The 20522-nt window shown below is 69.7% G+C and carries 17 protein-coding genes and 2 tRNA genes; 7 read left to right on the top strand and 12 right to left on the bottom strand.

Annotated features, from left to right (window positions below):
* Nucleotides 1-108: 108 nt before the first annotated feature.
* Together TMZ1T_RS11575 and uvrB are read right to left on the bottom strand one after the other, a co-directional pair.
* Nucleotides 109-582 (bottom strand): low molecular weight protein-tyrosine-phosphatase, encoded by a 474-nt coding sequence (locus TMZ1T_RS11575; RefSeq protein WP_004316277.1) that lies wholly within the window; start codon nt 580-582, stop codon nt 109-111.
* A 24-nt stretch (nt 583-606) separates the two neighbouring features.
* Nucleotides 607-2694, bottom strand: coding sequence for an excinuclease ABC subunit UvrB (gene uvrB / locus TMZ1T_RS11580; RefSeq protein ID WP_012585486.1), 2088 nt, complete (start codon nt 2692-2694; stop codon nt 607-609).
* A 151-nt stretch (nt 2695-2845) separates the two neighbouring features.
* On the opposite strand from uvrB, the gene TMZ1T_RS11585 reads away from it, so the two are divergent.
* The 3 genes from TMZ1T_RS11585 to TMZ1T_RS11595 all read left to right on the top strand — a co-directional run bounded on the left by TMZ1T_RS11585 (nt 2846) and on the right by TMZ1T_RS11595 (nt 4352).
* Entirely contained in the window at nt 2846-4054 is a 1209-nt protein-coding gene (locus TMZ1T_RS11585; protein WP_012585487.1) for an amino acid aminotransferase, read from the top strand.
* A gap of 88 nt (nt 4055-4142) precedes the next feature.
* Nucleotides 4143-4218, top strand: a tRNA-Asn gene (locus TMZ1T_RS11590).
* A 58-nt stretch (nt 4219-4276) separates the two neighbouring features.
* A tRNA-Asn gene (locus tag TMZ1T_RS11595) sits at nt 4277-4352 on the top strand.
* 284 nt (nt 4353-4636) lie between these two features.
* On the opposite strand, the gene mnhG is transcribed toward TMZ1T_RS11595, so the two are convergent.
* The 7 genes from mnhG to TMZ1T_RS11630 form a co-directional block, all read right to left on the bottom strand.
* Nucleotides 4637-4993: a monovalent cation/H(+) antiporter subunit G gene (gene mnhG, locus TMZ1T_RS11600; RefSeq protein WP_012585488.1), complete on the bottom strand. Its 357-nt coding sequence runs from the start codon at nt 4991-4993 to the stop codon at nt 4637-4639.
* Between the two features lie 79 nt (nt 4994-5072).
* The gene (locus TMZ1T_RS11605) at nt 5073-5357 is read right to left on the bottom strand and encodes a K+/H+ antiporter subunit F (RefSeq protein ID WP_004316286.1); all 285 of its coding nucleotides are present in this window, start codon (nt 5355-5357) and stop codon (nt 5073-5075) included.
* Entirely contained in the window at nt 5354-5872 is a 519-nt protein-coding gene (locus TMZ1T_RS11610) for a Na+/H+ antiporter subunit E (protein WP_004316288.1), read from the bottom strand. The genes TMZ1T_RS11605 and TMZ1T_RS11610 overlap by 4 nt, the downstream gene beginning before the upstream one ends.
* Entirely contained in the window at nt 5869-7494 is a 1626-nt protein-coding gene (locus TMZ1T_RS11615; protein ID WP_004316291.1) for a monovalent cation/H+ antiporter subunit D, read from the bottom strand. Before TMZ1T_RS11615 ends, TMZ1T_RS11610 begins: the two co-directional genes overlap by 4 nt.
* Complete coding sequence (locus tag TMZ1T_RS11620) at nt 7491-7832, bottom strand: Na+/H+ antiporter subunit C (protein ID WP_012585489.1); 342 nt, start codon at nt 7830-7832, stop codon at nt 7491-7493. Before TMZ1T_RS11620 ends, TMZ1T_RS11615 begins: the two co-directional genes overlap by 4 nt.
* Nucleotides 7832-10741, bottom strand: a complete 2910-nt coding sequence (locus TMZ1T_RS11625) for a monovalent cation/H+ antiporter subunit A (RefSeq protein ID WP_012585490.1) — start codon at nt 10739-10741, stop codon at nt 7832-7834. Before TMZ1T_RS11625 ends, TMZ1T_RS11620 begins: the two co-directional genes overlap by 1 nt.
* A 409-nt stretch (nt 10742-11150) precedes the next feature.
* Complete coding sequence (locus TMZ1T_RS11630; RefSeq protein WP_012585491.1) at nt 11151-11720, bottom strand: lipocalin family protein; 570 nt, start codon at nt 11718-11720, stop codon at nt 11151-11153.
* A 265-nt stretch (nt 11721-11985) separates the two neighbouring features.
* Between TMZ1T_RS11630 and TMZ1T_RS11635 the strand changes: the two genes are divergently transcribed.
* Both TMZ1T_RS11635 and TMZ1T_RS11640 read left to right on the top strand, forming a co-directional pair.
* On the top strand, nt 11986-12600 hold the full coding sequence (locus TMZ1T_RS11635) for a DUF2238 domain-containing protein (RefSeq protein ID WP_012585492.1): 615 nt from the start codon (nt 11986-11988) through the stop codon (nt 12598-12600).
* Between the two features lie 139 nt (nt 12601-12739).
* Nucleotides 12740-14122, top strand: coding sequence for an FAD-dependent oxidoreductase (locus TMZ1T_RS11640; RefSeq protein WP_012585493.1), 1383 nt, complete (start codon nt 12740-12742; stop codon nt 14120-14122).
* A 22-nt stretch (nt 14123-14144) separates the two neighbouring features.
* Here the strand turns inward: TMZ1T_RS11640 and TMZ1T_RS11645 are convergent, their stop codons facing one another.
* A complete protein-coding gene (locus tag TMZ1T_RS11645; protein ID WP_004323159.1) occupies nt 14145-16574 on the bottom strand; it encodes a Lon protease family protein in 2430 nt (809 codons plus the stop codon).
* A gap of 254 nt (nt 16575-16828) precedes the next feature.
* Between TMZ1T_RS11645 and moaA the strand changes: the two genes are divergently transcribed.
* Entirely contained in the window at nt 16829-17908 is a 1080-nt protein-coding gene (moaA, locus tag TMZ1T_RS11650; RefSeq protein WP_004323160.1) for a GTP 3',8-cyclase MoaA, read from the top strand.
* A gap of 49 nt (nt 17909-17957) precedes the next feature.
* Here moaA and TMZ1T_RS11655 read toward each other — a convergent pair whose 3' ends face one another.
* Together TMZ1T_RS11655 and TMZ1T_RS11660 are read right to left on the bottom strand one after the other, a co-directional pair.
* The gene (locus TMZ1T_RS11655) at nt 17958-18575 is read right to left on the bottom strand and encodes a YceI family protein (protein ID WP_012585494.1); all 618 of its coding nucleotides are present in this window, start codon (nt 18573-18575) and stop codon (nt 17958-17960) included.
* Nucleotides 18576-18617: 42 nt separating this feature from the next.
* A complete protein-coding gene (locus tag TMZ1T_RS11660) occupies nt 18618-19445 on the bottom strand; it encodes a CDP-alcohol phosphatidyltransferase family protein (protein ID WP_261788910.1) in 828 nt (275 codons plus the stop codon).
* Between the two features lie 50 nt (nt 19446-19495).
* Here TMZ1T_RS11660 and TMZ1T_RS11665 point away from each other — a divergent pair, with 50 nt between their 5' ends.
* Entirely contained in the window at nt 19496-20494 is a 999-nt protein-coding gene (locus tag TMZ1T_RS11665; protein WP_012585496.1) for a zinc-dependent alcohol dehydrogenase, read from the top strand.
* Nucleotides 20495-20522: the final 28 nt, after the last annotated feature.

Below are 20522 nucleotides of genomic sequence, written 5' to 3' on the forward strand. Positions count from 1 at the left end.
CGACTTGCATCGCTCCTGCAGGAAACCAGCCCGCGTGGTTGCGCTTTCCGCAGGAGCGGCGCGAGTCGCGATTTCCTTGTCGCCCCGAACTCAGCCCTCGCCCCGAACTCAGCCCTCGCCGCGGACGCGTTGCACGATCCCGCGTGCTGCGTCTTCACACATGTCGAGCACCAGGTCGAAGCCCTTCGGCCCGCCGTAGTAGGGATCGGGCACCTCCTCGCCGTGAGCTTGCGCGCCGGCGAAGGGCAGGAAGAGCTGCAGCTTGGGCCGGTACACCTCGGGGCAATGGCGCTGCATGTGCTCGAGATGCCCGCGGTCCATCGCCAGCAACAAGTCGAACTCCTGGAAGTCGCGCAGCTCGAGCTTGCGCGCGCGCAGCGCCGAGAGGTCGTAGCCGCGCAGCTTGGCCGCCTTCTGCGTGCGCGGGTCGGGTGCCTCGCCGGCGTGGTAGCCCTGCGTGCCGGCAGAGTCGAGCAACACCTGCGCACCCAGCCCGCCGGTCTCGACGAAGTGGCGCGCCACCGCCTCGGCGGTCGGCGAGCGGCAGATGTTGCCAGTGCATACGAACAGGATCCTCTTCATCCCCTCCCCTCCTCTTCTTGTTGTTCACACGCTGCCATGCTGGTCGGCGCCGAAGGCGCGCTCGCGCAGCTTGAAGAGCTCGTCGCGCGCCGCCGCCGCCTTCTCGAACTCGAGGTTGCGGGCGTGCTCCTGCATCTCCTTCTCCAGCCGCTTGATCGCCCGCGCCAGCGCCTTCTCGTCCATCACCGCGTAGTCGCTGCCCTTGTCGGCCACGCGTGCGGCGTCGCGCTTGGCCCCATCGGAATCATAGACCCCGTCGATGATGTCCTTGATCCGTTTCGTCACCGACTTCGGCACGATGCCATTGGCCTCGTTGAAGGCGATCTGCTTGTTGCGGCGACGCTCGGTCTCGCCGATCGCCGCCTTCATCGAGTCGGTGATGCGGTCGGCGTAGAGGATGGCGGTGCCGTGCAGGTGGCGCGCGGCGCGGCCGATGGTCTGGATGAGCGAACGCGCGGAACGCAGGAAGCCCTCCTTGTCCGCGTCCAGGATCGTCACCAGCGACACCTCGGGGATGTCCAGGCCCTCGCGCAGCAGGTTGATGCCCACCAGCACGTCGAACTCGCCCAGGCGCAGGTCGCGGATGATCTCCACGCGCTCCACGGTGTCGATGTCCGAGTGCAGGTAGCGCACGCGGATGCCGTTGTCGGCGAGGTAGTCGGTGAGGTCCTCGGCCATGCGCTTTGTCAGCACGGTGACCAGCACGCGCTCGTTTACCGCCAGGCGCTTCTTGATCTCGCCGAGCAGGTCGTCCACCTGCGTCATCGCCGGGCGCACCTCAACCATGGGGTCGATCAGGCCGGTCGGGCGCACCACCTGCTCCACCACCTGGCCCTGGTGCTCTTCCTCGTATTTCGCCGGGGTTGCCGACACGAAGACGGTCTGCGGCATCAGGCGCTCGAACTCGTCGAACTTGAGCGGCCGGTTGTCCAGCGCCGAGGGCAGGCGGAAGCCATAGCCGACGAGGTTCTCCTTGCGCGAGCGATCGCCCTTGTACATGCCGCCGACCTGGCCGATGGCGACGTGCGACTCGTCGATGAACATCAGCGCATCCTGCGGCAGGTAGTCGATCAGCGTCGGCGGCGGCTCGCCCGGACCGCGCCCGGACAGGTGCCGGGAGTAGTTCTCGATGCCCTTGCAGAAGCCCATCTCGTTCAACATCTCGAGGTCGAAGCGGGTGCGCTGCTCGATGCGCTGCGCCTCCACCAGCTTGCCCTCGCGCTGGAAGAAGGCGACGCGCTCCTTCAACTCCTCCTTGATCGCCTCGATCGCCTGCAGCACCGTCGCGCGCGGGGTCACGTAGTGGCTGGACGGATAGACGGTGAAGCGCGCCAGCTTGTGCCTGAGGTGTCCGGTGAGCGGATCGAACAGGGTCAGGTGTTCGATCTCGTCGTCGAACATCTCGATGCGCACCGCGAGCTCGGCGTTTTCCGCCGGGAAGACGTCGATCACATCGCCGCGCACGCGGAAGGTGCCGCGGCGGAAGTCGATGTCGGCGCGGGTGTATTGCATCGCCACCAGGCGCTGGATGAGGTCGCGGTGCGCCATGCGCTCGCCCTCGCGCAGGTGCAGGATCATGGCGTGGTAGTCGACCGGATCGCCGATGCCGTAGATGCACGACACCGTGGCCACGATGACCACGTCGCGGCGCTCCATCAGGCTCTTGGTCGCCGACAGGCGCATCTGCTCGATGTGCTCGTTGATCGACGAATCCTTCTCGATGAAAAGGTCGCGCGAGGGCACGTAGGCCTCGGGCTGGTAGTAGTCGTAGTAGCTGACGAAGTACTCGACCGCGTTCTCGGGCAGGAACTCCTTGAACTCGGCGTAGAGCTGCGCGGCCAGCGTCTTGTTGGGCGCCAGCACCAGGGCCGGTCGCCCCATGCGGGCGATGACGTTGGCCATGGTGTAGGTCTTGCCCGAGCCGGTCACGCCGAGCAGGGTCTGATACATCAGGCCGTCCTCGACGCCTTCGCACAGCAGGCGGATCGCCTCGGGCTGGTCGCCGGCGGGCGGAAACGGCTGGTGCAGGCGGAAGGGGCTGCCCTCGAAGCCGAGCACGGTCCCGCCTTGCTGCGGTGCATCGTTTCCGGCGCTATTGCCTTGAGTCGTCATGCTAAAATTCCCGCTCCATTCCGGTGCATCGCCGCACGGCGGCACCGGACGAAAACGCCGATTATTTCCCAAATCGCGTGACAAGGCACGGCGCAAGTCCGTTCCCGCCACGCGCATTCACTGCCGCCCTACCGGAACAACTGGAGTCCTCATGTCCGCTTCGATCTTCGCCGCCGTCGAGATGGCGCCCCGTGACCCGATCCTTGGCCTCAACGAGGCCTTCGCCGCCGACACCCGCGCCGAGAAGGTCAACCTCGGCGTCGGCGTGTACTACGACGACAACGGCAAGATCCCGCTGCTCGCCGCCGTGCGCACCGCCGAGAAGGCACGCCTCGAAGCCATGCCGCCGCGCGGCTACCAGCCGATCGAAGGCCCCGCGGCCTACAACAACGCGGTGCAGGGCCTGCTCTTCGGCAAGGACTCGCAGCTCGCCACCAGCGGCCAGACCATCACCGTCGAGGCCCTCGGCGGCACCGGCGCGCTCAAGGTCGGCGCCGACTATCTCAAGCGTCTCGTCCCCGGCGCCACCGTGTACATCTCCGACCCGAGCTGGGAGAACCACCGCGCGCTGTTCGAATCCGCCGGCTTTCCGGTCGAGAACTACCCCTACTACGACGCCGCCAGCCGCGGCGTGAACTTCGCCGGCATGAAGGCCAAGCTCGACAGCCTGCAGCCCGGCTCGATCATCGTGCTGCACGCCTGCTGCCACAACCCCACCGGCGCAGACCTGTCCGACGCGCAGTGGGACGAAGTGGTCGCCGTGTGCCGCGAGCGCGGCCTGATCCCCTTCCTCGACATGGCCTACCAGGGCTTCGCCGAAGGCATCGACGCCGACGCCGTGGCCGTGCGCGCGCTGTCGGCCAGCGGCCTGCAGTTCTTCGTGTCGAGCTCGTTCTCGAAGAGCTTCTCGCTCTACGGCGAGCGCGTCGGCGCGCTGTCCATCGTCACCGCCAGCAAGGAAGAGGCCGGTCGCGTGCTGTCGCAGGTCAAGCGCGTGATCCGCACCAACTACTCCAACCCGCCGATCCACGGCGGCGCCATCGTCGCCGCGGTGCTGAGCTCGCCCGAGCTGCGCCAGATGTGGGAAGACGAGCTCGGCGGCATGCGCGAGCGCATCCGCGCCATGCGCACCGGCCTGGTCGAGCAGTTGAAGGCCGCGGGCGTGGCGCAGGACTTCTCCTTCGTGATCAAGCAGCGCGGCATGTTCTCCTACACCGGGCTCACCGCCGCGCAGGTCGAGAAGCTCAAGGCCGATTTCGGCATCTACGCCGTGTCGACCGGCCGCATCTGCCTGGCCGCGCTCAACTCCAAGAACATCGGCTACGTCGCCAAGGCGATCGCGCAGGTGGTCAAGGGCTGATCCAGCCCGGCCAGGGCGGCGGGATCGCAAAATCTTCCGCCCCAGCCTTGACGAGCGCGCATCTGCTGCCTAAAATGCGCGCCTCTGTTCCCCGATAGCTCAGTCGGTAGAGCGCCGGACTGTTAATCCGTAGGTCCCTGGTTCGAGCCCAGGTCGGGGAGCCAAGTTTCAGGACTTGGTGTTTCATAAAGGAACAGCAAGCCAGCATCGCAACCGAGTACTTCCTCGATAGCTCAGTCGGTAGAGCGCCGGACTGTTAATCCGTAGGTCCCTGGTTCGAGCCCAGGTCGAGGAGCCAGCATCGCCAACAAGAAAGCCAATCCTTCGGGGTTGGCTTTTTTGTTGGCGGGGCCAGCGCGACGCGGCACTATTCCGCGCCGGATCGACCTCGCCTATCGCGACTTGCGTCGCTCCTACAGGCGGGCGGAACGACCCGACGGCTCACGGAAGCGATGACGACCGAGCCCGCGGTGGGAGCGACGCAAGTCGCGATACGGCGCGCGAACGAGCACCGGCGTCCGGCCCCGCGCCACGATGCGTCAACGAGCACTGAAACCGGGTTCGCCGCCGTGCCGCGAGCCCTCACGAATTGCCCGCATCGTTCGCCGGGTCCATCTCGCGCGCGGCACGCAGGTCGCGGTACACCGCGGCACGCATGATCAGCATCGACACCACCGGCGCGGTCATCAGCACGAAGACGCTGATCAGCAACTCGTGGATCACCAGGCGCGACTGTGTCACGGTGAAGTACAGCATCGATGCCACCAGGATGCAGCCGGCGCCGAGCGCGATGCTGATCGCGGGGCCGTGGATGCGCTGGTAGAAGCTCTGCAGGCGCGCCAGGCCGAGCGTGCCGACGAGGGTGACGATGCCGCCCAGCACCAGCAGCAGGGCCACCGGGATCGCCGCCCACCACGGCAGGGATTCGGCACCGCTCATTGGGCTGCCCTCCTGTCGCTGCGCGACCTCCTCCCCGAGGGAGGGGAGCGCTTTCCTTCGGGCGGTGGTGCGGACGCGCTCATTCGATCACCTCCCCGCGCATCAGGAACTTGGCGAGCGCGATCGTGGATACGAAGCCGAGCAGCGCGATGATCAGCGCGGCCTCGAAATAGATCTGGCTGCCGTGGCGGATGCCCAGCAGCAGCGCCAGCACCATCACGCACATCCACAGCGTGTCGAGCGCCAGCACGCGGTCCTGTGCCGAGGGGCCGATCATCAGCCGCAGCGTGCACAACAGCATGGCCAGCACCACGCAGGCCAGCGCGAAAAGTGTCGCCGCCGAGAGCAGCGTCGCGGTCGTCATGTCCGGCCTCCTCCGGGTTCGGGCGTCTCGAACACCTCGATGATCGGCTGTTCGTAACGCGTCTTGATGGTGTGCACCCACCACGCCTCGTCGTGCAGATCGAAGACGTGGAGCAGCAGCTCGTGGCCGTCGGGAAGGATCTCCACCCACACCGTGCCCGGCGTCGAGTTGATCAGGCAGGACAGCAGGGCCAGGCCGTGCGGGCTCTTCAGGTCGAGCGGCACGCGGATGAATTGCGAGTTCACATCGGCCGAACGCCGCAACAGGATGATCTGGGTGACGTTGAAACAGGAGCGGACGATCTCGATCGCCGCCATCCACAGCAGGCGGAACAGCGCCAGCGGGCGGCGGATGCGGGCGTGGCCGTGCGGCTGCAGCGGCTGCGACAGCAGCGGCGCGAGCACGCCGAGCGCGCCGCCGAGCAGCCAGTGCGCGGGCTCCAGGCTCTGGTTGAGCATCAGCCACATCAGCAGCAGGCTCGCCGACAGCAGCGGCGAAGGCAGCCAGCGTCTCATCGCGCACCCTCCGCGCCCGGCGCGCGCAGCACCGGAGGCTCGCCGAGCACGCGCGCCGCGTAGTCGCCGCTGCGCAGCAGGCCCGCGGTGGTGCGGTCGAGGTAGTCGAACACCGTGCCCGCCTGCACCGTCAGCAGCACGCACAGGATCACCAGCGCCCCCACCGGCACCGCCTCGGAGAACTGCAGCCGCGGCGGCGTCACCGCGCCCGCAGCCCAGAAGGTGCGCACCCCCAGGCGCATCAGCGCGATGATCGCCGCCAGCCCGGCGAGGATCATCAGCCCGATCAGGCCCCAGGTCGTCGCCGGGACGCCTTCGGGCGCGGCCGCGAGCATGGCGTGGAAGAGGCTGAACTTGGCGACGAAGCCCGCCAGCGGCGGCATCCCGGCGATCACCAGCGCGCACGCGGCGAAGCTCAGGCCGAGGAAGGCGAGCGTGCCGGGAATGCCGACGCCGACCGGATCCTCCGGCTTGTCCTCGATCGCGAAGGCCTCCATGGTGATCGCGATCAGCGCCGCGCCCGGCGGACGGATGCGCTCGGTGAGCTCGATCAGCAGCATGAAGGCCGCCATCGCCAGCGTGGAGCCGAGCAGGTAGTAGAGGCCCGAGGCCAGCACCGCTCCCCCGGAATGCCCGATCACCGCCAGCAGCGTGCCCGAGGACACGATCGCGCCATAGCCCGCCATGCGCCCGCCGTCCTGGCTGGCGAGCATGCCGATGGCGCCGAACAGCACGGTCGCCATGCCGCCGAGGGTCAGCGCGGCGAAGCCGAAGCCCTCCGCGGCGCCCGCCCCCTCGCCGAACACCGCCAGCCACACCCGCAGCACGGCATACACGCCCACCTTGGTCATCAGCACCAGCATCGCCCCCACCGGCGCCGAGGCCGAGGCGTAGGTGGTGGGCAACCAGAACCCGAGCGGCCACATCGCCCCCTTGGTGAGAAAGGCGAGCGCCAGCACCGCCGCCCCGACCTGCAGCAGCCAGGCGTCCTGCGCGCCGAGCAGGGCCACGCGGGCGCCGAGGTCGGCGATGTTGAGCGTCCCGGAGGCGGCGTAGATCAGCGACACCCCGATCAGGAACACCAGCGAAGCCACCAGGTTCACCGCGATGTACTGCATGCCGGCCTGGATGCGACGCAGGTTGTAGCCGTGCAGCACGAGCCCGTAGGACGCCGCCAGCATGACCTCGAAGAACACGAAGAGGTTGAACAGGTCGTTGGTCAGGAAGGCGCCGTTGAGCCCCATCAGCAGGAACTGGAAGAGCGGGTGGAAGCTCACGCCGACGCGGTCCCAGCGCCGCGCCGAGAACACCAGCACGGCGAGCGCGATCGTCGCCGTCAGCACCAGCATCAGCGCGGAGAGGCGGTCGGCCACCAGCGCGATGCCGAAGGGCGCAGCCCAGTTGGCCGCCAGATACACGCCGATGCCGCCGGGCCAGTACCCGCCGTCGGCCAGCACCAGCAGTGCGACCGCCACCGCCCACAGCAGCATGCCGCTCGCGAGGCCGAGGCCGAACTTGAGCCCGTGGCGCTTCTGGTTGATCGGGATCATCAGCGCGCCGACGATCAGCGGCAGCAGCACGGGCACGATGATCAGGTGGTTGAGCCAGGGCAACACCGTCATTCGCGCGGCTCCTCGCCATCGACGTGGTCGCTGCCCGAGAGCCCGCGCGCGCCGATCATCATCACCAGGTAGAGCGCGGTGGTGGCGAAGCCGATCACGATCGCGGTGAGCACGAGGCCCTGCGGCAGCGGGTCGGCGAACTGCGCCGGATCGATGGCGGGCGTGGGCGTGATCGGCGGCTTGTCCACCCACAGCCGCCCCATCGCGAAGATGAACAGGTTCACCGCGTACGACATCAACAGCAGCCCGGTGATGAGCTGGAAGGTGCGCGGACGCAGGATCAGCCAGATCCCCGCGCCGAACACCACGCCGACGGAAATCGCCAGTACCAGCTCCATCAGATCCGCCTCCCCTCGGCACCGCCCTGCCCGTCCGCCGGCAGGTCCTCGCCCGGGTGGCGGTGCGCGCGCAGCGACTGGTGCGCGAGCGCGACCAGCATCAGCATCGTGGTGCCGACCACCACCGCGAACACGCCGAGGTCGAACACGAAGGCGCTCGGCAGGTGCAGCTCGCCCACCAGCGGCCACTCCACGTGCGCGGTGTGGGTGGTGAGGAAGGGATGCCCGAACCACCACGCCCCCAGGCCGGTGGCGCAGGCCAGCAGCAGTCCGAAGCCCAGCCAGCGATGCGGGCGCAGGTTCAGGCGGCTCTCCACCCACACCGTGCCGGCGAGCATGTACTGCACCAGGATCGCCACTGCGAAGATCAGTCCGGCGACGAAGCCGCCGCCCGGCAGATTGTGCCCGCGCATGAAGAAATACACCGCGATCACCCCCATGAAGGGCAGCAGCAGGCGCAGGTAGATCCCCGGCACCAGCAGGTAGCCGCTGCCGGCCTGCTCGGCGGGGCTCTGCCGGCTCGCCGGATCGCCCTCGAAGCGCTGCTGCGGCGGGATGCCGGCGCTTTCCGGCGCCGGGCGGAAGCGGCGCAGCAGCGCATACACGGTGAGCGCGACGATGGCGAGCACGGTGATCTCGCCCAGGGTGTCGAAGCTGCGGAAATCCACCAGCAGCACGTTCACCACGTTGCTGCCCCCGCCGCCGCCGAGGGCGTTGAGCAGGAAGAAGTCCGCGATCGTGTCCGAGGCCGGATGCACCAGCACCGCATGGGTCAGCGCCGCCAGCGCGAGGCCGCCGCCGACGGCGAGCGCGAGGTCGCGCGTGCGTCGCGTCCATACCTGCCACGGCGGCTGCACCGGGCCGGCGATCGACTCGATCCGCGGCGGCAGCCAGCGCAGGCCGAGCAGGATCAGCACCGTGGTCACCGTCTCCACCATCAGCTGGGTCAGCGCCAGGTCGGGCGCAGACAGCCACAGGAAGGTCGCCGCGGTGACGATACCGGTGCCGCCGACGAGCGCGAGCGCGGCCAGGCGGTGGTACTTCGCCATCCACGCCGCCGCCAGCGCGCAGCCGGCGCCGATCAGCCACATGCCGGCGAAGAGCGGGTCGAAGCCCCGCACGAGGATCACGGTCCACGCCGGCGGAGCGCCCGCCAGCAGGAGCGGGATCAGCAGCAGCGCGAGCATCATCAGCATCAGCTGCGGCTGCAGCCGGCGCGTGCCGACGCGGCGCAGCAGCCACTCCGCACCGCGGGTGAGCTGCAGCATCGTCGTCTCGTAGGCCTGCGCGCCGTTGAGGCGGTGGAGCAGCGGCACGCGCTCGCGCCGCGCCAGGTCGAAATGGCGGCGCAGCACCCCGTAGAGCAGCACGCCGCCCACGAGCGCGCACACGCTCATCAGCAGCGGCAGGTTGAAGCCGTGCCACACCGCCAGGTCGTAGGCCGGCGCGGCCTCGCCCAGGGTGGCGACCACCGCCAGGTGCAGCAGCGGCTCGATGCTCACGCCGGGGGCGACGCCCACCACCAGGCAGGCCAGCACCAGCAGCTCGACCGGAAAGCGCATCCAGCGCGGCGGCTCGTGGGGGTCGCGCGGCAGGCCCTGCGCCGACGTTCCGAAGAAGACCGAGATGAAGCGCAGCGAGTAGGCCACGCTGAACATGCCCATCGCCACCGCGGCGTACGACATCCACCAGTTGCGATCCCCCCCGACGTGCAGCGTCTCGGCGAAGAACATCTCCTTGGACAGGAAGCCGTTCAGCAGCGGCACCCCCGCCATCGCCGCGCTGGCCACAATCGCCAGCGTGGCGGTGATCGGCAGCTTGTGGCGCAGGCCGCGCAGCACGCGCAGGTCGCGGGTGCCGGTCTCGTGGTCGATGATCCCGGCGGCCATGAACAGCGAGGCCTTGAAGGTCGCATGGTTGAGGATGTGGAAGATCGCCGCGACGATCGCCAGCGGCGTGCCGATGCCGATCAGCACCGTGATGAGGCCGAGGTGGCTGATCGTCGAGTAGGCCAGCAAGCCCTTGAGGTCGTGCTGGAAGATGGCCACGAAGGCGCCGATCAGCAGGGTGCACACGCCGGCGCCGCCGATGATCCAGGTCCATTCCGGCGTGCCGGCAAGCGCCGGCCACAGGCGCACGAGCAGGAACACCCCGGCCTTCACCATCGTGGCCGAGTGCAGGTAGGACGACACCGGCGTGGGCGCCGCCATCGCATGCGGCAGCCAGAAGTGGAAGGGAAACTGCGCACTCTTGGTGAGTGCACCGAGCGCGACCAGCACCAGCGCGGGCAGGTAGAGCTCGTGGCCGCGGATCTGGTCGCCGGCGGCGAGCACCACGTCGAGGTCGTAGCTGCCGACGATATGCCCCAGCACCAGCACACCGGCCATCAGGCACAGGCCGCCGGTGGCGGTCACGGTGAACGCCATGCGCGCGCCGCGGCGAGCGTCCGCGCGGTGGTGCCAGTAGCCGATGAGCAGGAAGGAGGTGAGGCTGGTGAGCTCCCAGAACACCACCAGCTGCACCAGGTTGCCCGACAGCACGACCCCCAGCATCGAGCCCATGAAGGCGAGCAGGAAGGCGAAGAAGCGCGGCACCGGGTCTTCGGGCGACATGTAGTAGCGCGCATACAGCACCACCAGCAGTCCGATCGCCAGCACCAGCATGCTGAAGACCCAGGCCAGGCCGTCGACCCGCAGCACGAAGTCCAAGCCCTCGGCGGGCAGCCAGGCGAACTCCGCACGCACGACCTCGCCGGCGGCGACCTGCGGGAACAAGGCCGCGGCGATCGCCAGTCCGCCCACCGCCACCCCGATCGCCAGCCAGGACTCGCGGTTGCGCGCGTCCTGCGGCATCAGCGCGGCGAGCACGCTACCGAGAAAGGGGAGGAGGACGAGCGAGGCGAGCAGCATCGAGGCGGATCGGGGCGGAAAGGCGTTCAGGGACGGGGCGGGGGCCAGGACGACGTGCGGCGGTCCGGCGAAACCCTGCCGAGGTTACCACAGCAAATTTGGTGCCAGATTACCGGGCACGCATGAAAAGGCGGAGCTCCCGCAGGGGTCTGTCGGGTTCTGGGAGCGCGGGAGCGGCGCGCTCCAGCGCTTTCGACCCGCTTCATCGACCCTTCCACCGCCGTATCGCGACTTGCGTCGCTCCCACAAGATGCGCGTCGTATCGCGACTTGCGTCGCTCCCACAAGGTGCCCGTCGCTCCCACAAGGTGCCCGAATCAACCGGTGGGGGCGCCGGAACCGCGGTGTTCTTGTGGGAGCGACGCAAGTCGCGATCGCCGCTGAAGGGTGCGATGACGCTCGCACCGCCCTCACCCGCCGCCACCCTGCTCCCCGCGCACCAGCCGCCCGACATCGAAGCCGCGCGCCGCGAGGCGTTCGAGCAGCTCGGCGTAGGCACGCGCCTCCACCGTCGGCGTGCGCGACAGGATCCACAGGTACTCCCGGCTCGGCTCGCCCACCGCCACCAGGCGATAGTCGGGGTCGAGGTCGAGCACCCAGTAGTCGCCCCATACGATCGGCAGGAAGGACAGCCAGGCCGGCGCGAAGCGCACCTCCAGCCGCGGCGAATCGGCACCACCGATCTGCCGCGCCACGCCGACCGCCTCGGAGACGCTGCCATCGGCCTCGCGACAGCGGTTCAGCACGCGCACCTCACCGCGCTCCAGCAAGCTGTAGTCTGCGCGAGAATCCCCTACGCACTTCTTCTGGAACCAGTTCGGATAGCGCGCGATCTCGTACCAGGTGCCCATGTAGCGCGGCACGTCGAGCGCGGCGATCGGTTCCACGGGCGGAAGCGGAGCATCGGCCGCGACGGCGGGGCCAAGGCGCACGAAGAGGGCGAGGACACAGGCGGCGAGCGTGAGCGGACGGGCTTTCATCAGAACTCCTGCATGTCTGGGGCCGGTAGGACTTGGCACAGGGCGCGAAGTTTCTGCGCGCTCGCGCAGACGACGAACCGACGCCAACAGGCCACGCTGGCGAGGATTGCCGCGAAGCCTCAGGATTGCCCGAAAAGGCCGTCGCCCGTAGCCCTCCGCCCCCCAGGAGGCCCCGCGCGATCGAGCCGAATGCCCAGCGCACCCACCCGCCGGTCCAGCCATCGCCGGCCGGCACGCGCCACCATCGTCATCGCCGGGAGCCCCCATGAACCTGCGCACTGCCCTGCTGATCCTCGTCCTCGCCGCCCTCCTCGCCTCGGGCGTCGCCCCCTACGACCGTGGCGTGTGGTGGGCCGAGGTGGCCCCGGTCCTGATCGCGCTGCCCATCCTGCTCGCGAGCGCGCAGCGCTTCCCGCTCACCCCGCTCACCTACGGTCTGATCGCGTTCTTCTCGCTGATCCTCATCCTCGGCGGCGCCTACACCTACGCGCGCGTGCCGGTCGGCTTCGTGGTGCAGGACTGGTTCGAACTCGCGCGCAACCCCTACGACCGCTTCGGCCACTTTTTCCAGGGTGTCACCCCGGCCATCCTCGGGCGCGAGCTGCTGCTGCGCACCTCGCAGCTGCGCCCGGGAAAATGGCTGTTCGCCCTGCTCACCCTGAGCTGCACCGGCATCAGCGCGCTGTACGAGCTCGTCGAATGGGCCTCGGCCGAGCTGTGGGCCGGCGGCGCGGTGGAATTCCTCGGCACCCAGGGCGACCCCTGGGACGCCCAGGCCGACATGCTGATGGCGCTGCTCGGAGCGATAATCGCGCAGATCGTGTTCGGACGGCTGCACGACCGCCAGCTCGCACGCCTCGCCGCGCAGCCCTCCACCTGAACGGACGCATCCGGCCGATCTTCATATCGGCCGTCCGTTGCGGCGACTGCGGTCGCCAAGCCCTGCCGAGCCGTCGCGCCCGGCTCATCAAGCCCCGGCGGCTTCCCGCACCGGGGCGGCTCACCTATCGGGAGACCTCATGAACCAGCCATCCTCGAACCCACGCCGGCGCTTCCTCACCGCGGCCGGCGGGCTCGCCACCGCCGCCGTCGCCGGCCCGGCCCTGGCGCAGTCCGCGCCCCCCGCCGCGAGCACCGAGCGCAGCCTGCCCTTCCTGATCGGCCGCGCCACCGACACCCTGCTGCCACCCGGCAAGCAACGCAGCGTCGTGATCTGCGGTGGCGGCTGGGGCGGGGTGACCGCCGCCAAGTACCTGCGCCAGCTCGCCCCCCAGCTCGACGTCGTGCTGCTGGAGCGCAACCCCGTGTTCTTCTCCTGCCCGATGAGCAACAAGTGGCTGGTCGATCAGGTGGATACCCGGTATCTCACCCACGACTACCTCGCCGTGGCCGAGAAGTACGCCTACCGCTTCATCCAGACCGAGATCCTCGAGATCGAGCGCGAGGGCAAGCGGGTGATCACGGCGGCCGGCGCCATCCACTACGACTACCTGATCGTGGCCCCCGGCATCCGCTACAACTACGAGGCCTGGTTCGGCAACGACCGCCGCATGGCCGAGGCCACCCGGGCGCGCTTTCCGGCGGCCTACATCCCGAGCGCCGAGCACTTCCACCTCAAGAACGCGCTCCAGTCCTTCAAGGGCGGCGACCTCGTGATGACCCTGCCGCCCCCGCCGCAGCGCTGCCCGCCCAGCCCCTACGAGCGCGCCTGCCTGATCGCGTCGATGTTCAAGCAGAAGAAGATCCCGGGGCGCATCTACATCCTCGACCACAAGGACGGCGCGCGCCCGATCGGCCCGGGCTTCCGTTCCACCTTCGAAGAGCTGTACAAGGACATCATCACCTACGTCCCCGACGCGCGCATCGAGGAGGTCGATCCGTTCAAGCGCAGGATCCGCACCGAGGCGGGCGATTTCGACTTCCAGCACGCCATCCTCATGGCCCCGCACCAGGCCGGCGACCTCGCCTGGAAGGCAGGTCTGGTGCCGCGTCCAGGTGCGGGCAACCCGAGCGGCGGCTGGGCCGACGTCGATCCACTCTTCCTGCACGACCGCACGGACAAGGAGGTCTTCGTCATCGGCGACGCGGTCGGCTTCGTGTCGCCACAGTTCGGCTTCTACCCCAAGGCCGGCCACGTCGCCAACCGCCACGCCCGCATCGTGGCCTACTACATCTCCGAGCGCGAGGCCGGGCGGGAACCCGACTACCGGCTCCCGGACAACCTCTGCTTCATGATGGTGAATATCGCCCCGCAGGAAGGCATCTCGGTGCAGTTCGACTACAAGGTCAACGCCCAGGGCATCATCGAGCAGACCCAGATCGACTACAACGAGCGCACCGCGGCGACGATCTCGCAGGACTTCGGCTGGGCGCAGACCATCTACGAGGACATGTTCTCGTAAGCCGGCCCGTCCGGCGCGGGGCTCACACCCCGTGCCGGCGGCGGTGCTGGCGGGCGCCGGCGGCGCCGTCGGCGTCCGAATAGGCGTGGCGCGCCGCGGTCATCTCGGCGAGCACGGTGGCGATCTTGTGGTTGAGCGTGCCCTTGGGAATCACGCCCTTGGCGTCGGGCTCGCCGGCCTCGACGCCGGTCAGCACGGTCATCGCCTCGTCCACCGTCTTCACCGCGTGGATGTGGAAGCGGCCTTCCGCCGCGGCCTGCACCACGTCCTCGCGCAGCATCAGGTGACGCACGCTCGCCGCCGGGATCACCACGCCCTGCGTGCCGTCCAGCCCGCGCGCGCTGCACAGGTCGAAGAAGCCTTCGATCTTCTCGTTCACACCGCCGATCACCTGCACCTCGCCGAACTGGTTCACCGAGCCGGTGATCGCGAAGCGCTGCTGGATCGGCACCTGGGTCAGCGCCGAGAGCAGTGCGCACAGCTCGGCGAGCGAGGCCGAGTCGCCCTCGACCGGCGCGTAGGACTGCTCGAACACCAGGCTCGCCGACAGCGACAGCGGCTGGTGGCGGGCGTAGCGCGCGGCGAGGAAGGCCGACAGGATCAGCACGCCCTTGGAGTGGATCGCACCGCCGAGCTCGGTCTCGCGCTCGATGTCGACCACGTCGCCCTCGCCCATGCGCACCGTGGCGGTGATCCGCACCGGGTGGCCGAAGAGCTCCCCGGCGAGCTCGATCACCACCAGGCCGTTGATCTGGCCGGCGCGCTCGCCGGTGGTGGAGATCAGCGTGGTGCCGTCGAGGATGGACTCCAGTACCCGGGTCGGGTAACGATTGGCCCGCCGCGCGCGCGCGGCGAGCGCGTCCTCGACCTCGGCGCGCGTCGTGGCGGCGAGGCCCTTCTGGCGGGCGTGGAAGTCGGCCTCGCGCATGAGGTCGGAGAGCGCGCGGGTGTTGAGCGACAGGCGCCCGGAGTCCTCGGCCAGGCGCGAGGCTTCCTCGACCAGGCGCGCCACACCGCTGCGCTCGACCGGCAGCAGCTTCGCGCCGCGCGCGAGCAGCGCCATCAGGCGGGCGTACTCGCATTCGTTCTCGGGCGTGCGCAGGATGTCGTCGTTGAAGTCGGCCGCCACCTTGAAGAGGTCGGCGAACTCCGGATCGTGCTCCATCAGCAGGTAGTAGACCTCGCGGTCGCCGATCAGCACCACCTTGAGCGCGCTCGGCACCGCCTCCGGCTCCAGGGTCAACGCCCCGCTCCAGCCCTGCGCCTCGGCCGGCGGCTCGATGCGGATCTCGCCCGCGCGCAGGCTGCGCTTGAGGCCTTCCCAGGCGAAGGGCTGCGACAGCAGGCGCTCCGCGTCGAGCACCAGGTAGCCGCCGTTGGCGCGGTGCAGCGCGCCGGCACGGATCAGGTTGAAGTGGCTGACCTGGTTGCCCTGCTGCACGATGTGCTCGATGCGGCCGATCAGGTTGCCGTAGCCGGGGTTGTTCTCGAACACCACCGGCGCACCCTGCGAGCCGGAATGATCCACCAGCAGCTTGACCTGGTAGCGGTGGTAGCGCGTGTTCTCCTCGGGCTCTGGGGCCTCGTCGTCTTCTTCCTCCAGCATGGTGCCGCGCACCGCGCTGTCGATGACGTCGCGCTCGACCGCGTCGAGGAAGGCGAGCACCTCGGGCAGGTCCTCGTGCGCCTCGCGCACCTCGCGCAGCAGGTGCGCGACCGCGGGGCCGAGCACCTCGCGCTCGGCACGGTCGATCGACTCGCGCACCGACTTGCGCCAGCCGGGAAAGTCGTTGAGCAGATCCTCGAGGCGGTCGCTCCACGCGCCGATGCGCGCCTCGATGGCCTTGCGCTCGTCCTCCGGCAAGGCCTCGAAGGCCTCGGGCGACAGCGGCTCGCCGTCCTTGGTGGGCGCGAACACGAAGCCCTCGGGGGTCTGCAGCAGCGAGATGCCTTCGGCGTTGCAGGCCTTGCCGAGCTCGCGCAGCGCCCCTTCCTCGCGCGCCTTGTGCGCGCTCTGCAGCGACTCGACACGCTCGACGTGGGCGTCGCTGTCGAGCGCGGCGCCGAGCGCCGGGCCGAGGTCGCGGATGAAGGTCTGCATGCGCGTGCGCAGCGCAGCGCCGCGCCCGGCCGGCAGGGTCAGCAGGCGGGGCTTGAGCGGCTCGTCGAAGTTGTGGAGATAACAGAGATCGGGCGGCACGTCCTCGCGCGCCGCGCGCTCGCGCAGCAGGCGGAAGGTGGTCGCGTGCTTGCCGCTGCCGGCATCCCCGAGCACGAACACGTGGTAGCCGGTGTGGCCCATCGCGAGGCCGAAGCGGATCGCCTCGACGGCGCGCTCCTGGCCAAGGTCGCCGGCGTGGTCGGCGAGCGATTCGGTGGTGTCGAAGCTGAAGCAGGCGGGGTCGCAGCGCTTGCGCAATGCCGTCGCCGGCAGTGGCACGAGATCGGCCATGGATTTGATCTTTCTTCTGGTGCCGGAGCGGCAGGGAGCGCAATGATACACCCCGCCCCGCAGGCCCCGTGATCCACGCCCACTGCCCCCGGCTACGGCGGCTCCGGTTCTCGTGGGAGCGACGCGAGTCGCGATCGGCCGCGGGCTTGCGACGAAGGTCGACATGCACGCCTGCGCGAACCTCGCCTTGCGCCGCGCTGTCCACGACTTGATAATCCCGCAACCCGAACCCCAGCCCGCAGCCGCAGCCGACCATGAAAGTCATCCCGATCCAGCAGGCCGCGTCTCCCCTCGCCCCCGCGGCCCCCGCGCCCGTTGCGGCGCCCGGCGCTGCGCTGGTCGACCGCCGCGCGCGCAGCGTGCGCGACCTGCGCATCTCGGTCACCGACCGCTGCAACTTCCGCTGTGTGTACTGCATGCCGCGCGAGGTCTTCGGCGACGACTACGCCTTCCTGCCGCGGCGGCAGCTGCTCAGCTTCGAGGAGATCCTGCGCGTGGCGCGGCTGTTCGTCGCGCGCGGCGTGCGCAAGATCCGCATCACCGGCGGCGAACCACTGCTGCGCAAGGACGTCGACCGCCTGATCGGCATGCTCGCCGCACTCGACGGCGTCGAGGTCACGCTCACCACCAACGGTGTGCTGCTGCCCAAGCTCGCGCGCCGGCTCAAGGACGCCGGCCTGCACCGCGTCACCGTGAGCCTGGACGCGCTCGACGATGCGCTCTTCCGGCGCATGAACGACGCCGACTACCCGGTGGAGAAGGTGCTCGAGGGCATAGAGGCGGCCAAGGTGGTGGGCCTGGGCCCGATCAAGGTCAATATGGTGGTCAAGCGCGGCACCAACGACGTCGACATCGAGCCCATGGCCGCGCACTTTCGCAACAGCGGCCACATCCTGCGCTTCATCGAGTTCATGGACGTGGGCGCTTCCAACGGCTGGAAGATGGACGAGGTGCTGCCCTCGCGCGAGATCGTCGAGCGCATCGACCGCCTCTTCCCGCTCGAGCCGGTCGACCCCAACTACGAGGGCGAGGTCGCCGAGCGCTGGCGCTACAAGGACGGCGCCGGCGAGATCGGCGTGATCTCCTCGGTGACCCAGGCCTTCTGCTCGAGCTGCACGCGCATCCGCCTGTCCACCGAGGGACAGCTCTACACCTGCCTGTTCGCGCAGCAGGGCCACGATCTGCGCGCCCTGCTGCGCGAGGGCGCCGACGACGCCCGCATCGACGCCGCGATCGCCCAGGTGTGGCAGGGGCGCGAGGACCGCTACTCCGAGATCCGCACCGCCGAGACCGCCGCGCTGCGCAAGATCGAGATGTCCTACATCGGCGGCTGAAGCGGTCGCGGCCGCCGCCACCGCGGCCTGCGCCACCTCGATCGTCGCCTCAATCGTCGCGCATCGCCTCCAGCTCGAAGCGCAGCGCCACCGCATCGCCCACCATGCCGCGGCTGACGCCGTAGTCCATGCCCCAGCGGCTGCGCTCGATGGTCGTGCGCGCCGAGATGCCGAGCGTGTGCTTGCGGTGGCCGAAGGGATAGCTTGCAGCCTTGTTGAGCGTGACGTCGAGCACGACCGGGTGGGTCTGCCCGAGCAGGGTCAGACGGCCGGCGAGCTTGCCGTGCAGGCGCCCGTCGCGCTCGGCGCCGGGCTCGAAGCCGGTGGCCTCGAAGACGATCTCGGGATGCTTCCTGGCGTCGAGGAAGTCGCTGTCGCGCACGTGGCGGTCGCGCGCCTCGTGGTTGCTGAACACGCTGTCGGCGGCCACCACCACCCTCCCCGACTTCAGCGTGCGCGCGGCCTCGTCGTATTCGAAGCGCCCGCTCGCCTTCAGGAACAGGCCGATGATGTCGGCGTAGCCGAGGTGCTCGACCTGGAAGCCGATGGCGAAATGCTCCGGGTCGATCGTGTAGCTGCGCGGCTCCGCCCAGGCCGGCGCGGCACCGAGGACGCCCGCCAGCACGGCCGCGGCGAGCATGCGGGGAAAACGTCTGCGCGATTCCATCTTCCTTTCTCCTCCAGGGACTTGCGAATGTGGCTTCCGCGGTCAGGATTGCGGACGCGTGTGGTATAGCCAGCGCACATCGACCGCGAAGGACCACGCCAGCAGCGCCAGCGCCAGCACCAGCAGCGCCGTCGCCAGCGCACCGCCGATCGCCGGCAGCAGGCATAGCAGCAGGCAGGCGACCTGCCAGACGCAGACCAGCTTGCGCCGGCGGCTCTCCCGCAGCGGCCGCTCCAGCCAAGGCCAGGGCCGCATCGCGGCGACGAAGACGTAGCGCATCGCACCGATCGCCAGCACCCAGGGTCCCGCCTTGTCCATCGCCAGCAGATGCACGCACAGGACCAGGATCAGGAAGGCGTCGAGCTCCATGTCGAAGCGCGCGCCGAAGTCGCTCTCGCAGCGCCAGCGCCGCGCCACCCAGCCGTCCACGCCATCGAGCAGCAGCGCGAGCGCGGCGAGCGCGGCCACCTGCACGGGATGTGCATCCACCCATGCGGGCGTGGCAAGCATCCCGGCGAGGAGGGCGACCAGCAGGGCGCGCGCCAGCGTCACCCGGTTCGCCGGACCCAAGCCGCGGCGCGGGTCGGACCAGAAGTGCCGGATCAAGGCAGCGATGGCGAGCAACGCCGCGCCCGCCGCCCAAGCAGCCGCGAGCGGCAGCGCGAGCGTGCTCGACGCCAGCGCGACGAGCGCGACGAGGCCGCCGAAGCCCCCGGCCAGATCGAGCCAGAGGCGGGGAAGTCCGCCGCGCCGAACACAAGATCCGCCCTGCTCCATCGCCATGCTGCCCTTGCGCCCCTTTCCCACCTCGTTCAGGCCCCATTCGCGCTTGGCGGCGCGCCTACAGTGGCTGCAGCGCCCTGCTACCATTCCTCCTTCGATCATCCGCCGCGCGAAAGGGTTCGCACAAGGAGCTCGGCATGTCCAGCACCAACCTCGCCTTCTGGACCGTCCGCCCGGGCTACGGCGAATTGCGCCCGGCGCCGCTGCGCCCGCCCGCAGACGGCGAGCTGCGGGTGCGCAACCTCTTCGGCGCAGTCAGCCGCGGCAGCGAGAGCCTGGTGTTCCGCGGCGAGGTGCCCGAAAGCGAATACGAACGCATGCGCGCCCCCTTCCAGGAGGGCGACTTCCCCGGGCCGCTCAAGTACGGCTACATCGGCGTCGGCGTGGTGGAGGACGGCGTCGGCACCGCGGCCACCGCCTTGCGCGGCCGCACGGTGTTCTGCCTGCACCCGCATCAGCAGCGCTATGTGGTACCCGCCGGCGCCGTCGTCCCCCTCCCCGCCGGCGTGCCGGCCGCGCGCGCGGTGCTGGCCGCCAACCTCGAGACCGCGATCAACGCCTGCTGGGACGGCGTCCCCGCGCTGGGCGACCGCATCGCGGTGGTCGGCGCCGGCGTGGTCGGCAGCCTGGTGGCCTGGCTGTGCGCGCGCCTCCCCGGCGTCGAGCTCGAGCTGATCGACACCGACCCCGGCCGCGCCGGCCTCGCCGCCGCGCTCGGCCTCGTTCACCGCCTCCCGGAGCAGGCGCGTGGCAACTGCGACCTCGTCTTCCACGCCAGCGGCAACCCCGCCGGCCTGGTGCGCGCGCTCGAACTCGCCGGACAGGACGCCACCGTCGTGGAGATGAGCTGGTACGGCCGCCGCAGCGCGGAGCTGCCGCTCGGCGCCGCCTTCCACGCCCGCCGCCTGCGCCTGCAGTCCAGCCAGGTCGGCCGCCTGCCGCCGCCACGCAGCCCGCGCTGGGACTACCGTCGCCGCATGGAACTCGCGCTCGCGCTGCTCGTCGATCCACGTCTGGACGCACTGATCAGCGGCGAGACCGACTTCACCGACCTGCCCGCGCTGATGCAGCGCCTCGCCGAAGCCCCCGCCGGGGCGCTGTGCGAGCGCATCCGCTATGCCAGTCCGAGCACCTGAGATCCACCCGAGCATCGATCCGGAGCCC

The organism is Thauera aminoaromatica (assembly GCF_000021765.1).
Taxonomy (GTDB): Bacteria; Pseudomonadota; Gammaproteobacteria; order Burkholderiales; family Rhodocyclaceae; genus Thauera; species Thauera aminoaromatica.